The organism is Polaromonas sp. (assembly GCF_029945685.1).
Taxonomy (GTDB): domain Bacteria; phylum Pseudomonadota; class Gammaproteobacteria; order Burkholderiales; family Burkholderiaceae_C; genus Polaromonas.
This window is the reverse complement of record NZ_JAQSDA010000022.1, coordinates 13053-29528: the sequence shown is the minus strand read 5'-3', so window position 1 is coordinate 29528 and position 16476 is coordinate 13053. Positions and strand designations below refer to the sequence as shown.

Annotated in this window: 14 protein-coding genes; 10 read left to right on the top strand and 4 right to left on the bottom strand. The window is 65.4% G+C overall.

The features are described from left to right. The first annotated feature begins 41 nt into the window (after positions 1–41). Positions 42–224: a DUF3606 domain-containing protein gene (locus tag PSV26_RS14860; protein WP_300571832.1), complete on the top strand. Its 183-nt coding sequence runs from the start codon at positions 42–44 to the stop codon at positions 222–224. A gap of 117 nt (positions 225–341) precedes the next feature. Next, on the top strand, positions 342–557 hold the full coding sequence (locus PSV26_RS14855) for a hypothetical protein (protein ID WP_300571830.1): 216 nt from the start codon (positions 342–344) through the stop codon (positions 555–557). 149 nt (positions 558–706) lie between these two features. Here the strand turns inward: PSV26_RS14855 and PSV26_RS14850 are convergent, their stop codons facing one another. Continuing rightward, positions 707–3445 (bottom strand): autotransporter domain-containing protein, encoded by a 2739-nt coding sequence (locus tag PSV26_RS14850; RefSeq protein ID WP_300571828.1) that lies wholly within the window; start codon positions 3443–3445, stop codon positions 707–709. 362 nt (positions 3446–3807) lie between these two features. Between PSV26_RS14850 and PSV26_RS14845 the strand changes: the two genes are divergently transcribed. The 5 genes from PSV26_RS14845 (at position 3808) to eutC (ending at position 10348) form a co-directional block, all read left to right on the top strand. Further along, complete coding sequence (locus tag PSV26_RS14845) at positions 3808–5307, top strand: DUF4118 domain-containing protein (RefSeq protein WP_300571826.1); 1500 nt, start codon at positions 3808–3810, stop codon at positions 5305–5307. Further along, on the top strand, positions 5304–5990 hold the full coding sequence (locus PSV26_RS14840) for a response regulator (RefSeq protein ID WP_300571824.1): 687 nt from the start codon (positions 5304–5306) through the stop codon (positions 5988–5990). The genes PSV26_RS14845 and PSV26_RS14840 overlap by 4 nt, the downstream gene beginning before the upstream one ends. Before the next feature lie 73 nt (positions 5991–6063). Further along, positions 6064–7941, top strand: a complete 1878-nt coding sequence (locus PSV26_RS14835) for a potassium transporter Kup (RefSeq protein WP_300571822.1) — start codon at positions 6064–6066, stop codon at positions 7939–7941. A 239-nt stretch (positions 7942–8180) separates the two neighbouring features. After that, positions 8181–9563: an ethanolamine ammonia-lyase subunit EutB gene (locus PSV26_RS14830; RefSeq protein ID WP_300571820.1), complete on the top strand. Its 1383-nt coding sequence runs from the start codon at positions 8181–8183 to the stop codon at positions 9561–9563. Further along, positions 9560–10348: an ethanolamine ammonia-lyase subunit EutC gene (eutC, locus tag PSV26_RS14825; RefSeq protein ID WP_300571818.1), complete on the top strand. Its 789-nt coding sequence runs from the start codon at positions 9560–9562 to the stop codon at positions 10346–10348. Before PSV26_RS14830 ends, eutC begins: the two co-directional genes overlap by 4 nt. 143 nt (positions 10349–10491) lie before the next feature. Here the strand turns inward: eutC and PSV26_RS14820 are convergent, their stop codons facing one another. Next, positions 10492–10944 carry a DUF305 domain-containing protein gene (locus PSV26_RS14820; RefSeq protein WP_300571816.1) on the bottom strand — a complete coding sequence of 151 codons (453 nt, stop codon included), beginning with the start codon at positions 10942–10944 and terminating at the stop codon, positions 10492–10494. 176 nt (positions 10945–11120) lie between these two features. Next, positions 11121–12554, bottom strand: a complete 1434-nt coding sequence (locus PSV26_RS14815) for a PLP-dependent aminotransferase family protein (protein ID WP_300571814.1) — start codon at positions 12552–12554, stop codon at positions 11121–11123. Positions 12555–12650: 96 nt separating this feature from the next. Here PSV26_RS14815 and PSV26_RS14810 point away from each other — a divergent pair, with 96 nt between their 5' ends. From PSV26_RS14810 to PSV26_RS14800, 3 genes are read left to right on the top strand one after another with little or no spacing between them, the layout of a single operon-like run. After that, a complete protein-coding gene (locus tag PSV26_RS14810) occupies positions 12651–13091 on the top strand; it encodes a carboxymuconolactone decarboxylase family protein (RefSeq protein ID WP_300571813.1) in 441 nt (146 codons plus the stop codon). A 10-nt stretch (positions 13092–13101) separates the two neighbouring features. Beyond that, positions 13102–13518, top strand: a complete 417-nt coding sequence (locus tag PSV26_RS14805; protein ID WP_300571811.1) for a cupin domain-containing protein — start codon at positions 13102–13104, stop codon at positions 13516–13518. Positions 13519–13538: 20 nt separating this feature from the next. Then, positions 13539–15128, top strand: coding sequence for an MFS transporter (locus PSV26_RS14800; RefSeq protein WP_300571809.1), 1590 nt, complete (start codon positions 13539–13541; stop codon positions 15126–15128). Between the two features lie 187 nt (positions 15129–15315). On the opposite strand, the gene PSV26_RS14795 is transcribed toward PSV26_RS14800, so the two are convergent. Next, positions 15316–16332, bottom strand: a complete 1017-nt coding sequence (locus PSV26_RS14795) for a lipocalin-like domain-containing protein (RefSeq protein ID WP_300571915.1) — start codon at positions 16330–16332, stop codon at positions 15316–15318. Positions 16333–16476 lie beyond the last annotated feature (144 nt).

Genomic DNA, 16476 nt, shown 5'->3' with positions numbered 1-16476 from the left:
ATTGGTCACAATGAAATGTCCCACTTGAAAGGGGAGTATTCATGACCCATCCATTTTCTGCCGGAGCCACCACCATCGACCGTATTTGCCTGGTCGATCCGCACGTTGTGCTTGCCTGGCGCTCCGAACTGAAGTGCACCGAACGCGAGCTGCGTGCGGCCGTGTATACCGTGGGCAGTGAACCGAGCCGGGTTCGCCACTATTTCCAGCGATCCCTTCTGTAGAAAATTTACCTGGCCTGCGACGCCTTGCGCCCAAGGCGCGCCGGTGAACGCCTGCTTGATCCGTCCAGAAGAATGACACACCTCAATCCTGCCGATTTCCCCAGAAAGCTCCCCGGCATGACCCGCACTGACGCGATGCTGGCGATCATCGAGATGGCGCGCATAGGCGGGGCGGCCTCGCCTGAAGATGCCGTCTCCCATCTTGCAACCCTGATCGACCGCCTGGACAAGACGAGCCTTTACTACGAAGGCGAAGTCAGATTGCTGCTGAGTATCGGCGCGACAATCTGGACGCTGGAGCACAGCCCATGTGCTTGCGGCCGGCCTCGGTAGCTGCGCGGTACAGGCAGGCCCCTGCTGTGTCCCCACGCTGATCGGGGCATGCCCCGGTTGCGGATTCAAGCCGCGACCCTGACATCAGCCGCCGGCAACGGCATCGTCTCCAATAGCCGGCTGATTGCCGCTGCGGGCAGATGACCCGGTCAGAACTCCAGCCGCACCCCGGCGTTGACACTGCCTTGCACCGACCCGCGACGTGCCTCGCCCGACACGCCTAGATAGGCATACGCCTGGTGGGCAAGCCGGGTCGTACCCTCGAAGCCGGCCTGTACAAAGCCGGAGCCGGCACGCGGTGTGCGGAGGGTGGTCGGCAGGCCGGCCAGCGAGGCGTCGAGCACGGGGTTGATCAGCTTCGGGGAATCGGCGCCGACCGCGACATTGAAGCGGTAAGTGTTCTGGTCTTTCACGGGGTCCATGGTGCGGGAGGCGACGGTCAGTCCGATCACCGCGCGCAATCCCTGCCCGTCAAAGCGGCTGACGTTCAGTGCAGCCGCAGAGGGGCCTTCGTTCAACGAGGACTGGTGCACCTGTTGCCAGCTGAGGCGGGCATATGGCGTGAAGCGGGTGCCTTCTGCCTCCATGGGTCGGCTCACGCCCGCGCTGAGCAGGGCGTCCCTGCCGCGCACCTTGGCACCCAGACCCGCGGTGAAACCCGTCGGGTCCGTGCGGGTGGGGTCTGCGGCGTGCAGGCCCACGCTGCCCATGGCGTCGATTTCCCAGGCGCCGGCAGGCAGCCGGGCGTACGCGAAAAGGGCGCCTTGCTGCACGGTGCCTTGTCCCTGAGCGGCGCTGACCTCGGTGGCTGACAGCGCCATTCCTCCACCTGTCGTGATGCCGTGCGCGGCATGGGTGTCGGCGCCAAGCACCAGTTGGTACAGGCGGGTGCTCAAGCCGCTGGCCTGGCCGTCGCCGGGGCGGCGACCGCGCTGGTAGGCGATCTCGCCCCAGGCCGCGCCTTGCGCGGTTGCTGCGTTGTTGGTGCTGCCGGCAGCGTGGCCGATGGGGATACCGGGGTTCTGGTCGCCACCCGCGCTGGCCAGCAGTACGCCGCGCGTGCCGCTGGCCAGCCTGGAGGCGCTGTCCATCGCGGAAGGACTCGCGCCTGCCAGGTGCGTTATGACCGCCTGTTGCAGACGCAGCGTGGTCCGGGGAACGGTGGCCAGGGTTGCGCCATAGACCTCGCCGGCCAGCGCACGTGTGAAGGAAGGCAGGCTCGCGGCGCTCTGGCCCGACGCGGCATACAGCAGCTGATCCTGCAGGCTGGTGGCCGAGCCGCCCTGGTTGGCCCGCACGATGCTGTCCAGGGCGCCGGCCACGGAGCGGGTGTTGCCGTTCTGGGCGCCCAGGGTGGTGGTGTACGACGTGGGGATCACCGCCAGGTCCAGGCTCTTGCTGCCGGCGACGTTGTAGAACTGCACGAACTGGGTGTCGGCAGCCAGTTCTGCCGGCTGCGTCAGGGTGCTGAAGCGGCCGGAGATGCCGCCGTCGGCTGTCACCAGGCGGAACCGGTCGCCAAGCACCGGCGTGTAGGGCGTGCTGCCGTAACCTGATTCGCCGGGGGTGAAGAGTCCCGAAAGACGCGGCCTCAGGGTGGCGTTGGGCTGGATCACGAACTGCCCACCCGTGATATTCATGAAGGAGTAGTAACCGGCCGCGCCCACCGGGCTGGCCGCACTGGCTTGCACGGTGCCTGCAATGTCCTGCTGGTAGGTGCTGCCGGCGTTCATCGTGGTCGTGGCGTTCACCGCCAGGAAACCCGGCGAGTTGCCGGGTTTCAGCGTGCCTGCCACCGTGAGTGGCCCGCGGATGGTGCCGGTGCCCATCAGGGTGCCGGCAGCGGCCACAAAAACCGGCCCGGTGCCCAGCGGCGAACTGCCGCCGACCGTCAGTGTTCCCGAGCTGACGGTGGTGCCGCCCGAGTAGCTGTTGTTGCCGGTCAGCACCAGCGTCCCTGTGCCATTGACGGTCAACCCGCCCACGCCGGAAACGGGCCCGGAGAGCTGGGCCGAGCCGTTGCCGGGGCTGGTGAACGTGCCGCCCGACGCATTCAGCGTAAACGCCTGGGTGGAGTTGGCGCCGGCCAGCAAGGTCAGTGTTCCGCCGTCAAACACCGGGTTGGCGGAGCCGCCCACATTCGCCAGGGTGTAGCTGTTGCCCGCAGTCATGTTGGCGCTGCCCGCAGAAAAAATGAGGTCCCAGAGCGTGGTGCTTCCCGACGCCAGGCTCAATACCCAGTTCAGTCCGCCGAAGCTTCCGGAGGTTGCGCCTGAGAGATTGCTGGCTGTCAACCCGCTCAACACCCCGGTGTAGGACCCGAGGGCCACGGTGGACGTGCCGTAGATGCCGAAACCCATGCTGCCGGTCACACCGGCGCCGCTGAGTTTGCCGTAGGTGCCGGGGCTGTTGATGATGATGTTGTAGCTGGTGGGCAGCTCACCCGTGTAGGTGACGGCGCCATTGGCATGGCCCGCGCCCTGCAGGTTGTTGAAGGTCTGGAGAAGGCCGCCGGAGTTGTTGGTGATGCCGGCAAAGGGACCCACAATGGCACCGGTGTTGGTCAGGACACCGATCTTGCCGGTGACGCCATTGATGACAATGCCCCGTCTGACATTCGACGAAATCCTGCCGGTATTGACCAGGCTGTTGAGAGTGCCGTTGACGATGACGCCAATTTGCTGACCAGTGGAAATCGTGCCGTTGTTGGTCAGGTTGGACGTGGTGGCCGACACCAGAATCGAGATGGGATCCCCGTTTCTTCCGCTGCCAGCGTCGTTGGAAACAGTCACGCCGGCATTGACTGTCAGGTTGGCGCCGGTGTCCATTCCCAGCGGTTTGACGCCGCCGTTGGAACAGCTTGTGCTGATGGTGAGTGTTGACGTCACCGTGACCCCACCGTTGCACAAAGCCCAGGCATGACCCCAGGGCAACACGGAACATGGAACCAACAGCAGAAGGGAACGTTTGCGCAAAACCTGGCCTGCACCGGTCGGCAGGGGGCTCAGAAGGGAAGTGAGGGCGATGAGGATTCCAGACGGGCGGTTCAGAAAGCAGGGCAGTGCGGACCATCGTAATCCACTAGCAGCATGAGGATCTCAGGATATGAATGCTTTTTAGTTCTTTCTTTCCTGAATTGCCGTGCGGGCAGCCTGGCTGGTCGTGAACTGAATATCGACCTCACCCCTGCGCAGCGGCTGGCGCCATCCTGATGCGATCCTGATGCGGCAGGTGGTACGCTGGCTTCAGCATGAATACTCTGGGAACATCGCAAAGTGGGAGCCCTTCAGCCCGCAGCTGGCTCGCCGTGGTTTTGCTGCTGGCGGCGGCCACAGCGGTTGGGCTTTTGCTGGACAGTTATGTGACGCTGACCAGCCTGGCCATGGTGTACGTGCTGGCGGTGGTGATTGCGGCCTATCGGCTGGGCTGGATCGAATCGACGGTGTGCGCAGTGGGGGCGGTCACGGCGCTGAATTTCTTTTTTATCCCGCCGCGCTGGACCTTCGAGGTTGACAACCGGGAGAACCTGATTGCACTGGCCACCATGCTGGTGCTTGCCCTGGTCATCAGCCGGCTGGCCACGGGCCTGCGCCGCGAGACGGCGCTCGCCCGCCTCAACGAGGAGCGCGCGCGCCAGTTGCAGGCTCTGGCCGCGGCGCTTGCCAGGGCCAACTCCCGGGAAGAAGTGCTGACGGTGGGTCGGGCGACCCTCGACGCCGCCTTTGCCGGACCCTGCTTCCTGGTGCTCACAACTGCCGACAACGAGCTGGAGCACGCCGAGGGGCTGGATGCTTCGGTGCGCGATGGCATGCGGCAATGCGTGGCCGACGCGGCGCTGCTGGGGCCTGGCACCGGGCGCTGGCCGGGCCTGAATGCCTGGTACCTGCCTCTGGGTGAAAAAGGCCGTGTGACAGGGGCCGCCTGTGTGCAGCCGGCCCTGGCCAGGGACGAAGACGGCCGCCAGCATGCGCAGGCGCTGTGTTCGCTGCTGGCACAGGCGGTGTGGCGCCTGCGCCTGACCGCGTCCATGCTCGCTGCGCAAGGCGAGGCGCAGCAGCAGCAATTGCAGAGCACCTTTCTGGCGGCGATATCGCATGACTTGCGCACGCCGCTGGCCGCGATTGTGGGTGCAGCCTCGTCATTGCAGACCCAGCGCGACAAGCTCAGCCCGGCCGAGCAGGACCGCCTGCTGGGCAGCATTGCCGGCGAGGCCGCCTACCTGTCCGCGGTGACCGAGAACACCCTCCAACTCGTGCGCCTGGGCAGTTCGGCGCAGGAGCTTAGGCGCGACTGGGAGTCCATGGAAGAAATTGTCGGCGCGGTGCTGGCGCGGGTGCGCCAGCGCGACCCGGGCCGCCGCATCCGGTCCAGGGTGCCCGAAGGGCTGCCGCTGGTCAAGGCCGATCCGGTACTGCTCGCGCAGCTGCTCGGCAACCTGCTCGACAACGCCCTCAAGTACAGCGAAGGTGCGATTGACCTGACGGTGAGCGTCGAGGGCAGGGAGCTCGTGGTCTCTGTGAAGGACCGCGGTGCGGGCATTCCCGACGCCGAACAGGCCACCGTTTTTGAACCCTATGCCCGGGGCGACCAGGCAGGCCCGCGTGGCGCCGGGTTGGGCCTGGCGGTGTGCCGCGCGATTGCCCAGGCGCACGGCGGGCGCCTGACGCTCAGGCGCCGCCAGGGCGGCGGCAGCAGTTTTTCGCTGGCCCTGCCGATCGAGGTGCAGCCCTCTCAGGGAGAGGGGCCATGACGCTTCGTGTGCTGGTGGTCGAGGACGACCGTGAAATACGCGCGCTGATGCAGTCGTCGCTGTCGGTGGAGGGCTTCGAGGTGCAGACCGCCGTGTCACTGAGCGAAGCAGGGGCCATGTTCCGCCACCACCCGCCCGATGTGATCGTGCTTGATCTCGGCCTGCCCGACGGCGACGGGGTCGAGCTGGTGCGCGAGGTGCGCAGGCACAGGGCCATCCCCGTCATCGTGGTGTCGGCGCGCCACCAGGAGGCGCAGAAGATCCTGCTGCTCGATGCCGGCGCCGATGACTACCTGACCAAACCCTTCAGCGTCGGCGAACTGCTGGCGCGCATCCGGGTGGCGCTGCGGCATCGCGGCACGGCCCTGGCCGCCGCGGTGACCGAGCATGCCCTGGACGACCTGCACATCGACCTGCAGTCGCATGTGGTGCTGCGCGACGGCCAGCCCGTGCACCTGACGCCGACCGAATACAAGTTGCTGGCGCGGCTGGTGCGCAGCGCCGGCCGGGTGGTCACGCACCGGCAGTTGCTGACCGATGTCTGGGGGCCCGAGTTCACCGAGCACACGCACTACCTGCGGCTCTACATGGGCCAGCTGCGCGCCAAGATAGAACGCGACTCGGCCGAGCCGCGCCATCTGCTGACCGAAACCGGGGTTGGTTACCGCCTGGCGACTGCCTGACCCGCTGCGCACTTATGCGTTCCTGATGCCCCGGCGGCGACAGTGAAGCCTTGTTCACTGTTGATGGATGGTTATGACCAAGACTTCCGGCCGCGAAAGCATGGCGGCGCTCACCCTGGGCGCCATGGGTGTGGTGTACGGCGACATCGGTACCAGCCCGCTGTACACCATGAAGGAAATTTTCAGCCCCGCCACCGGCATAACGCTGGACGCGGCGCATCTCATCGGCGCCACGTCGGTGATCTTCTGGGGCCTGATGCTGGTCGTCACGCTCAAATACGTGCTGCTGATCCTGCGCGCCGACAACCGTGGCGAGGGCGGCATCATGGCCTTGACGGCACTGGCCGCCAAGGCCGCCGGCAAGACGCCGCAGCGGCGCGTGATCCTGCTGCTGGCCGGTGTGTTGGGGGCGGCCCTGTTTTACGGCGACAGCGTGATCACGCCGGCCATTTCGGTGCTCAGCGCGGTCGAAGGGCTGGAGGTGGTGACGCCGGTGCTCAAGCCTTATGTGCTGCCCGTTTCCATCGCGGTGCTCATCAGCCTGTTTGCCATGCAGCGTTACGGCACGGGCACGGTGGGCAAGCTGTTCGGGCCCATCATCGTGGTGTGGTTTGGTGTGCTGGCCTTCACCGGCCTGTTGCAGATCATCCAGCAACCCGCCATTCTGGCCGCGCTCAACCCCCTGCAGGCGTTCGCTTTCCTGCGTGCGCAGGGCTGGCACATGTTTGTGGCGTTTGGCGCCATCGTGCTGGCCTTCACCGGCGCCGAGGCGCTGTACGCCGACATGGGGCACTTCGGCAAGCGGCCCATCCAGTTCGCATGGATGGGCCTGGTGCTACCGGCCCTGACCATCAACTACATGGGGCAGGGCGCGCTGCTGATGCGCGACCCGTCCGCGCTGGAGAACCCGTTTTATCACCTGTTCCCGCAAAGCTGGCTGATCCCGGCCGTGGTACTGGCCACCCTGGCCACGGTGATCGCCTCCCAGGCGGTGATCTCGGGCGCCTATTCCATGACCAAGCAGGCCATGCAGCTGGGGCTGTTGCCGCGCATGCAGGTGCAGCACACCTCGGCCAAAGAGGCGGGCCAGATCTACATGCCCGAGGTCAACTGGCTGTTGCTGGTGGCGGTGCTGCTGGCCGTCGTGGGCTTTGGCAGCTCGTCGGCGCTGGCCTCGGCCTATGGCATCGCGGTGACGGTGACCATGCTGGTCACCACCGTGCTGACGTTTTTTGTGGTGCGCCATGCCTGGGGCTACCCGCTTCCGGTGGCGCTTGCGGCCACCGGCGCGTTTCTGGCGCTCGACCTGCTGCTGGTGATTTCCTGCTCGCTCAAGTTCTGGCAGGGCGGCTGGTTCCCCCTGGTGCTGGGCGCGGCCATCTTCGTTGTCATGGCGACCTGGCGGCGTGGCCGGGAGCTGCTGATCGAAAGCATGCGCCGCGACGACCCCGAACTGCTGCCCTTCATCACGGCTCTCGCTGCAGACAAGGGTCGCCGCATCCCGCGCACCGCCGTTTATGCCGTGGCCAACCCCGACACGGTGCCGCAGGCGCTGATGCACAATCTGAAACACAACCAGGTGCTGCACGAGCGCAACCTGATCCTCACCGTGGTGTTCCACGATGTACCGTGGATCCCTTTCGAGGAGCGGGTCCAGGTCACGACGCTGGTGCCGGGCTTCTGGCGGCTGCAGGTGAACTACGGCTTCATCAACACACCCGATATCCCCAAGGCGTTGGCGCTTTGTCAGGCCCAGGGTTTGCCCATCAACCTGTTCGAAACGTCCTACTTTCTGAGCCGGGAGATTGTGGTGCCGACCCGGGGCGCCGGCATGGCGCACTGGCGTGAAGCCCTGTTTGCCATCATGTCCCGCAACGCAGGCAGCGTGGCCACCTTTTTCCGTCTGCCCAACAACTGCGTGATCGAACTGGGGACCCGTGTGCAGATTTGAAGGTTCCCACACAAAGGAGTGCAGGGAAAAGCTATGTATTTGATAGCTGCTTGCGCATATACAGCAAGGGCTGGGGGGCTAAAACATGCATGAACTTTGCTCCGGCGTGTCTTTGGGGGGTGCTGCGGATCCCGCAAGACCGCGCGCGGCTGTGCATCCATCGCGCTTCCCCTACGATAGAGGCTGGCGACAAACGCACCCCCGTTCCGGTGCGGCCGCCGCAACCTGGGCCCACAGCGATGTACCGTATGCCGGTTGGTCAAGAAATCCATGTCTTCAGCGACCTCGCCACCTTGATGGCGTGCGCCTCGCCGCTGCGCAGCGGCGACGTGCTGGCCGGGCTGGCCGCCACTTCGGCCGAGCAGCGGGTGGCGGCGCAGTTTGCGCTGGCCGACGTGCCGCTGAAAGACTTTCTCACCCACGCCCTCGTGCCCTATGAAACCGACGAGGTCACCCGGCTCATCATCGACACGCGTGATGCGGCAGCCTTTGCGCCCGTGGCGCACCTCACAGTGGGCGGCCTGCGCGATTGGCTGCTGAGTGACACCGCCGACACCGCCGTCTTGAGCGCCCTGGCGCCCGGCCTGACGCCCGAGATGGTGGCCGCCGTCAGCAAACTCATGCGCCTGCAGGACCTGATGATCGTGGCCGCCAAATGCAGCGTGATCACGCGTTTTCGCAACACCGTCGGCCTGCCCGGGCGCTTTTCGGTGCGGCTGCAGCCGAACCACCCGACCGATGACTTGCGCGGCATCGCGGCCAGCATCCTCGACGGCCTGCTGCTGGGCGCCGGCGACGCGATGATAGGCATCAACCCCGCCACCGACAGCCCGGGCAGCGCGCACGCGCTGCTGTGCCTGCTCGACGAAGTGCGCAGCAAGCTCGCCATTCCCACGCAAAGCTGTGTGCTGGCGCATGTCACCACCACGCTGGACCTGATCGCGCGCGGCACGCCGGTGGACCTCGTCTTCCAGTCCATCGCCGGCAGCGAGGGCGCCAACCGCAGCTTCGGCATCAACCTGGCGCTGCTCAAGGAGGCGCACGACGCCGCGCAGTCGCTGGCGCGTGGCACCGTCGGCAGCAACGCGATGTATTTCGAGACCGGGCAGGGCAGCGCGCTGTCGGCCGGCCAGCACCACGGCGTGGACCAGCAGACCATGGAAGCACGCGCCTACGCCGTGGCGCGCCACTTCAAGCCCTTTCTGGTCAACACCGTGGTCGGTTTCATCGGCCCCGAATACCTGTACGACGGCAAACAGATCACACGCGCCGCGCTGGAAGACCAGTTCTGCGGCAAGCTGCTGGGCCTGCCCATGGGCTGCGACGTCTGCTACACCAACCACGCCGAGGCCGACCAGGATGACATGGACGCGCTGCTGGCCCTGCTGGTGGCCTCGGGCGTCAACTTCGTCATGGGTGTGCCCGGCGCCGACGACATCATGTTGGGTTACCAGAGCACATCTTTTCATGATGCGCTGGCCATGCGCGATCTCTTCGGCAAACGGGCTGCGCCCGAGTTCGAGGCATGGCTGGCGACGCAGGGGCTGGTGGATGCGCAGGGCCGGGTGCGGCCTGAGGGTGTGCCCGGGCCGATGCGGCAACTGCTGGGCAGGCCGTCATGATAGATACCCCACCTTCCGCCGCGGCGCGGGATACCGCGGTCCTGGTCAACGAGATGTGGGCCGCGCTGCGACCGCTGACCGCGGCGCGCATCGGCCTGCCGCGCACCGGCGCCTCGCTCGCGACGCCGGCGCTGCTGGACTTCCGGCTGGCGCATGCGCGGGCGCGTGACGCGGTCGGCGCTGCGCTCGACAGCGATGCCTTGAAGGCGGCATTGGCCGCGCTTGATCTGCCCGCGCTGGTGTGCCGCAGCGCTACCAACGACAGACGCACTTACCTGATGCGGCCCGACCAGGGGCGTCAGCTCGACCAAGCTTCGCTGGCCCTGCTGCAGGCCAGTGCATCGCGCGGAGGCCTGGCTATCGTGCTGGCCGATGGTTTGTCGGCGCAAGCCACACAAAGCCACACGCTGCCGCTGCTGCAGGCCTTGCTGCCGCTGCTGGTGGCGCAGGGCTGGGCGGTCGCGCCTGTGGTGCTGCTGCACAACGGCCGCGTCGCCGCCGGCGACAAGGTGGCGCGCGCGCTGCAGGCCGAGGCGGTGCTGGTGCTGATTGGCGAGCGGCCGGGCCTGTCCTCCCCCGACAGCCTGGGCGCCTACATCACTTGGGCACCCGGCCCCGGTACGTCCGACGCCGACCGTAACTGCGTCTCCAATATCCGGCCGCAAGGCCTGGCGCCTGAAGCGGCGGCGGCCAAAATCGCCTGGCTGCTGGATCAGATGCGCAAGCAACAACGATCCGGTGTCGCGCTCAAGGACCTGACGGGCCAGCGGCTGCAGGGCGACTGAGGCAGTCAGTCCACAGTTGCTGCTGATTTGATAGCTGCTGGCGCCCGCCACATAAGGGCTGGAGGCCAAAATCGTTGATAAACGCAAGGTGCTGGCAGGCCCCGCACCGCCCATCATTCGGCATGCGATGGGGCTGCCCGCGCTCAGCGGGCCGGCCTGAGTTCCTCGATGAGTTGTTTCATTTCGGCAATCTCCCGGCGCTGGGTCTCGATGATGCCGTCCGCGAGCCGCCTGACACGGGGATCGAAAATGTGGGCGCGCTCGCTCGTCAGGATGGCAATCGAGTGATGCGGAATCATGGCCCGCATCCAGGAGACCTCGTCAACTGTCTGCTGGCTGCGAACCAGCCACAGCGACAGCGCGAACACCAGCACGCTGCCCAGCAGCACGCCCGTGTTGACGCGCCGGTTCGGGTACATGGGCCACATGAACACCAGCATGACCATGGCCATGGCGGCGCCCATCAGCAGGGCCATCCAGGCCCGCGTCTGGCTGAAGAAAATGTGATCCAGCGCGTAGGTGTTCAGGTACATGAGCCCGAACATCACGATGGTCGAGGTAGCAATCATCGCGCCGAATTTGAGATAAGCCTTCATCTGAAATCCTCTTCTGACAGAAACAACCACGAACCATGGCCGCGGACTGCATGAGCCTGCATGAGTCGCGCATGAGCCGTGCCGCAAGAGATTGATCGTGGTGGATGCGGACCGCTGGCCCTGTCCGCACGTTTTGACGAAAGCTGTAGGAAAAAGACGGGGCAGATGGCGCCCGCTCACCCCATCTGCGTCAGGATGTCGCGCAGCCGGTCCAGCGACGGGTCGATATCGGCGCTGTCAATGGCGCCATAGCCGAGCATCAGCCCCTGCAGCGGAACACAATCGTGGTAGAAGCCTTCCAGCGTATAAAGCCCGACGTCCACCCGACGCGCCAGCTTGAGGAGCGTGTCCATGTCGATGGGCCGCTTGGCCAGTGCGGCCATGTGAATGCCCGCGCTGGCCGGAACCAGGTCAAACCAGGCCGACAGTTCGCTCCCGAAGCGGTGCATGATGCGCTCACGCCGCTCTGCGTAAATTGCGTGGCAGCGACGGATGTGCTTGAGAAGGTCGCCATCCCCGATGAATTTTGCGAGGGCCCATTGGGCCGGCGTGGCGGTATGCCAGTCGCTCAGGTGTTTGGCGGTACTGACCGCCTGCAAGATCGCCGGAGGCGCGATCAGGTAGCCCAGGCGCAGTTCGGGCGACAGTGTTTTTGAGAAGGTCCCCACGAAGGCCACGGTGCCGTGGCTGTCCATGCTCTGGAGGGAGTCGGTGGGTCGCCCCTCGTAACGGAACTCGCTGTCGTAGTCGTCCTCGAGGATGATGGCGCCGAGCGCCTGCGCACGCGCAAGAAGCGCCTCGCGGCGACGCACACTCATCGGCATGCCGAGTGGAAACTGGTGGGCCGGCGTCACATAGATGAGTCGCGTGCCGTCAGGAATTTGCTCCACCAGCAGCCCCTCGGCATCAACCGGTATGCCGACGACACGCGCGCCCTGCGCTGCCAGCAGCTGCCGTGCGGGTGGATAACCAGGCTCCTCGACGGCCACGGTGCAGCCGGGTTCGATCAACACCCGGGCCACCAGGTCCAAGGCCTGCTGCGCACCGTTGGTGACGATGATGTCGCTCATGGTGCATCGAACCCCTCGTGAAAAGGCCACGTGCCGGGCGGTGGCATCGCGCAGCGCCGGCAGGCCCTCGGCGTCACCGTACAGTCCGCGCGAGCGTGTGCCCTGGCGCAACGCATACAGGACGCAGCGACGCCAGTCAGCATGCGGGAACAGGCCGCTGGCCGGCGCGCCACCGATGTACTCATAGCGCGAACTGCCCGCCGGGGCCGGGTGGCGCAGCGGCGTCTTCATGCTGCGCCAATGCTCGGTCACCGCCGGGCCGGCCAGGCCCGGGCCGGGGCCCGGCGGCGTTTTGGCTTGCACGCCTTCGCCGACGAAGGTGCCGCTACCGACACGTCCAACCAGCAGCTTGTCATAGGTGAGCCTCGCATAGGCCTCTGCCACGGTTTTGCGCGACAGGCTGAGCTGCTCGGCGAGCAGCCGCGACGGTGGCAGCTTCTCGCCCGGGGCCAGCCGTCCTGAGCGGATGGCCTCCTTGAGCTGCCGGTACAACTGCCCCGTCAGGTCCTTGTTGCCGTCGATCACCACGTGCAGTTCCATCAATTGGACTCCTGAAAAAGGTCCGGATTGGCCGCCAAAGGCCGGGGCATCCGTCCCTAGCATAGAGGCACCATTTAACCACCCGAAGGAGTTGACATGACACAGAGACTGGATTTTTACAAAGCTTCCCCCGATGCCATGAAGGCGCTGATCGCGCTTGATGTCGCCGTTGGAAAACTCGGCCTCGAGCCGGCCCTGCTCGATCTTGTGAAGCTGCGCGCATCGCAGATCAACGGCTGCGCCTTCTGTATCGAGCTGCATGCCAGCGACTTGCGCAAGAAGGGCGACAGCGAGCGCCGCATCCAGACCGTGTCGGTCTGGAGCGACACACCGTTTTTCACGCCACGCGAACGGGCTGCCCTGGCCTGGACCGAGGCGGTTACCCGCGTAGCCGACACCCACGTGCCAGATGCGGACTACGAAGGGCTGCTTGCACACTTCACCGAAGCTGAATGCGTCAACCTGACGCTGGTCATCGGCCTGATCAACAGCTGGAATCGCCTGTCGGTGGGTTTCCGCAAGACGCTCACAGCCTGAGGAGCGGGCCATGAATGTCAGAAAACCCGTCATCGCCATGCTGGCCGCCGCGGCGCTGGTCCATCCCTGGGTCTTCGCCCATGACGTGGGCGCCGGCGAGGAAAAAGTCAGCCCGATGCAACTGCAGAACCTGCCCGACGTCCCGGGCAAGCAAGTGGTGATGGCCATCGTCAGCTACGCGCCGGGGCAAGCCTCGCTGCCGCATCTGCATGCAGGGTCGGTGTTCGCCTATGTCCTCGAAGGCGAAGTGGTGTCCCAACTGGGCGGTCGGCCGCCGGTCACTTACAAGGCCGGCGAGTCCTGGTACGAGCCGCCGCGCGCCGCGCACCTGGTCTCGCGCAATGCCAGTAGCACCCGGCCCGCCAGACTGCTGGCCTGGCTGGTGATGGATGAAGGCGGCAAGGTCAAGGAGCCTCTGCCGAAGTAACAGCCCCAGGAGCAACCAAGATGAGCATGCCGACAACACAAGCATTCCAGGCCGACACCCGACGGCGGCAGCTCCTGCTGTACTTATTGATCGCGAGCCTGCCGTTCAGCGACTTCCTGCAGGTCGGCATCGTGGCTTTCAATGCCACGCCGGTCATGGGTGAGCTCGCTGCGAGCCCGGAGGAATACAGCCTGGTGGCCACACTTTATGCCGTGGTCGCCATTGGCATGATCTCGATGCATCGCTGGCTGGTCGAGCGCTTGGGCTGGCGGCGTTTTGTTCAGGTCTCCGGCGTGCTGTTCGCTCTCGGCGCGCTGGTATGTGGGTTCAGTGGCAGCTTGACCAGCTTCGCCCTGGGAAGGATTCTCATGGCTACAGGCTGCGCATCGTTTCTGACCTCGGGCCGTCTGCTGGTGAATCACATACCCCCTTCGCCCCAGCGCTTCACCGGCATCAAGTTTCTTGCTGCCGGACTGGCGTGGGGCGGCGTCGCGGGGCCGCTGTTGGCTTCGATGGCGCTGTCGTCGGAGAGCTGGCGCGCGGCTTTCCTTGCCATGCTCGTCCCCGCCTTGCTGATCATCGTCCTTTCGTCTTTCGCGCTGAGCGATGAGTTGCCGACGCGCGAAATCCGCTCCCAGTCGCATCCAACGGGCCTGTTCGTCCTGATGGGCGGCAGTTTTTTGCTGCTGTACGTGCTGCAGCGTTCCGGCTTTGACTTTTTCAGCGATCCCACGACCCTGTACGCGGGGTTGGCTCTTTCCCTTCCGGCTTTGTGGCTGTTTGTGCATCTGAACGGCCGGCGCGCACGACCGCTGATCGGATTCCATCGTCTGGCGCGGCGACGCTACCTTCTGGGTCTGGGTATCTTTGGCGTGTGTTATGTGGTCCTCGGCGCGAACAACACCATGCTTCCCGTGTTGCTGCAAAGGACTCTCGATTTGCCCCTGGAGGTGGTTGGTCGCTACCTGGGAATGGGCGCTCTGGCCAGCGTGGCCAGCTGGATCGTGCTGGCGAGACTGATGCCCCGGTATCCGGGGCCAACGCGCTACTACATCGCGGGCTTCGGTGCGCTGCTGCTGTGTGGTTATCAGCTCTCCGGGCTCAGTGAATCGGCCAACCCGATGCAAAGTGTCGTGCCCGCCCTGCTGTGCAATGGCGTGTTCGTGATCACGGTGCTGTCTGCCACGGCCATGCAGACCTTCCAGACCCTGCCGCAGGATGACAGCACGTTTTCGCACGCCAACCAGGTGAAGAACATGCTGGCCCAGTTCGGTCTGGCCGCGGGCATGGCGCTGGCGACGCTGTGCCTGCAGTGGCGTAGCAGCCTTCACTTCACGCGTTTAAGCGAAAGCCTGTCGCCGTGGAACCCGGCCCTGCAGCAGACACTGGAGCAGTTGACGCGCTACTTTGCCACAACGCATGACGCAGTCAGCGCGCCGCGCCTGGCGGCGACACACGTCGGACTGTGGGTCGCGCAGGAGGCCACCCTGATGGGCGTGCTCGACTATTTCTTCGCGGTGTTTCTGCTGGCCTCAGCATGTCTGGCCCTGGTGGTGCTTGAACGGGTCCTGCGCTGCACCTCAGCATGGTGGCGCGCCGGCTCGCGTTGATCGGGTGCGTTCTGGCCCGGGTCTGGCGCCGCATGTCCTGCACAGCGCTGTCGCGCGCCAGTAGCTTGCGCCCGCCAGTGAAGGGCTGGAGGCCTAAACGATTCAGCCCCTTCTTTGGCGATTGCTATTCAATTCGGTAGCTGTCGAGAAGTACAGAGTGCCGTTAACCAGCCAATCCCACTCAACGCTACATTCGTAACGGCTGCGCATACCCCGTCATCTCCAGATACCCGCGCCCGACGCGTTTGCCATTGCTGTCAATCAGTTCACTCAGCCCTTCCCAGTAAATCGCGCCGGTGGACTGGCGGCTGTCGAGTTCCTGGTTGTCGATGACGGCCTTGACGGTGTAGAAATCCGCCGGCGTGCGCACTATCCATTCAACCGGGTAGCTGGCCTGGCTCAGCGGGCTTTTCCAGCGGCGCACGGGTTTGAAGATCACTTCGCCGGGGCTGAACGGAAAGAGATCGCCCTTGGCGGATCGAAAGGAGCCGCCGTCCCACAGGGCGTTGCCGGCCTTGTCGCGCAGGCGGAAGGCGGTCAGGGCGCTGCCGTCGTCGAGGTTCATGCCTATCCAGTCCCAGCCTGCGGCGCTGGGGTGCAATATCTCTTCGCTCCACTCGTGATCCAGCCAGGCCTTGCCGCTCACTTCAAAGTTCTGGCCCTTGACCTGCAAGCTACCGCGGGTGGCCAGTTGCGGCAGGCTGTAGTAGTAGCTGGCCTGCTTTTCTTCCGGACCCTTGCGCGATAACCCCTGCTTGCCCTGCAGCAACAGGGGCTGGGTTTCGGTGAACTGCAGGTTCAGCGCAAAGTCGGTGGCGGGCAGGCGGGCGCTGTGGGTGCGGCCCTGGCTTTGCAGCGACCAGTCGCGCAGCTTCAGGGCCATGCCCTGTGTGCCGGCGCTGGCAATGTCAAAACCTTCGCGCGCAATACGCTGGTCGTGCCAGAGTTTGTTGCCCGCCACGTCGGTCACGGCGGCGTGCGCAAAAATCAATTGTCTGGCGGCAAACTTCGAGGCCATGCCCTGCGTGCCATCCACGCGCGAGCGGAAAAAGGTGAGCTGGAAACCAAACTCGCGTGGGCCCGCGTTGGCATGGCCGGTGATGTACCACCACTCGGTGCGAAAGTCGGGGTGTGCACCAAAGTCGCGCGGAAACTGCAGCGTCCGTGCGGGCAGCGCAAGCGCCGGGCCGGTGCCGGCAACCATGCCCGCGGCCAGTGCCTGCAACAGGCGGCGACGCGCGGGGCTCTGCGGCAACTGGAACGGTGGGGTGGGTGGGCGCATCGAATCATTCTCGCAGCAAGCGCGCCGGTTGTGCCGGACAACTCCGGGTTGCGAGGCCGGGGTGTA

Coding starts and splice junctions, on each gene's coding strand:
- PSV26_RS14805 (WP_300571811.1), top strand. CDS start 13,102: ATGAATGTCAGAAAACCCGTCATCGCCATGCTGGCCGCCGCGGCGCTG.
- PSV26_RS14855 (WP_300571830.1), top strand. CDS start 342: ATGACCCGCACTGACGCGATGCTGGCGATCATCGAGATGGCGCGCATA.
- PSV26_RS14845 (WP_300571826.1), top strand. CDS start 3,808: ATGAATACTCTGGGAACATCGCAAAGTGGGAGCCCTTCAGCCCGCAGC.
- PSV26_RS14810 (WP_300571813.1), top strand. CDS start 12,651: ATGACACAGAGACTGGATTTTTACAAAGCTTCCCCCGATGCCATGAAG.
- PSV26_RS14840 (WP_300571824.1), top strand. CDS start 5,304: ATGACGCTTCGTGTGCTGGTGGTCGAGGACGACCGTGAAATACGCGCG.
- eutC (WP_300571818.1), top strand. CDS start 9,560: ATGATAGATACCCCACCTTCCGCCGCGGCGCGGGATACCGCGGTCCTG.
- PSV26_RS14795 (WP_300571915.1), bottom strand. CDS start 16,332: ATGGTTGCCGGCACCGGCCCGGCGCTTGCGCTGCCCGCACGGACGCTG.
- PSV26_RS14860 (WP_300571832.1), top strand. CDS start 42: ATGACCCATCCATTTTCTGCCGGAGCCACCACCATCGACCGTATTTGC.
- PSV26_RS14800 (WP_300571809.1), top strand. CDS start 13,539: ATGAGCATGCCGACAACACAAGCATTCCAGGCCGACACCCGACGGCGG.
- PSV26_RS14830 (WP_300571820.1), top strand. CDS start 8,181: ATGTACCGTATGCCGGTTGGTCAAGAAATCCATGTCTTCAGCGACCTC.
- PSV26_RS14835 (WP_300571822.1), top strand. CDS start 6,064: ATGACCAAGACTTCCGGCCGCGAAAGCATGGCGGCGCTCACCCTGGGC.
- PSV26_RS14815 (WP_300571814.1), bottom strand. CDS start 12,554: ATGGAACTGCACGTGGTGATCGACGGCAACAAGGACCTGACGGGGCAG.
- PSV26_RS14820 (WP_300571816.1), bottom strand. CDS start 10,944: ATGAAGGCTTATCTCAAATTCGGCGCGATGATTGCTACCTCGACCATC.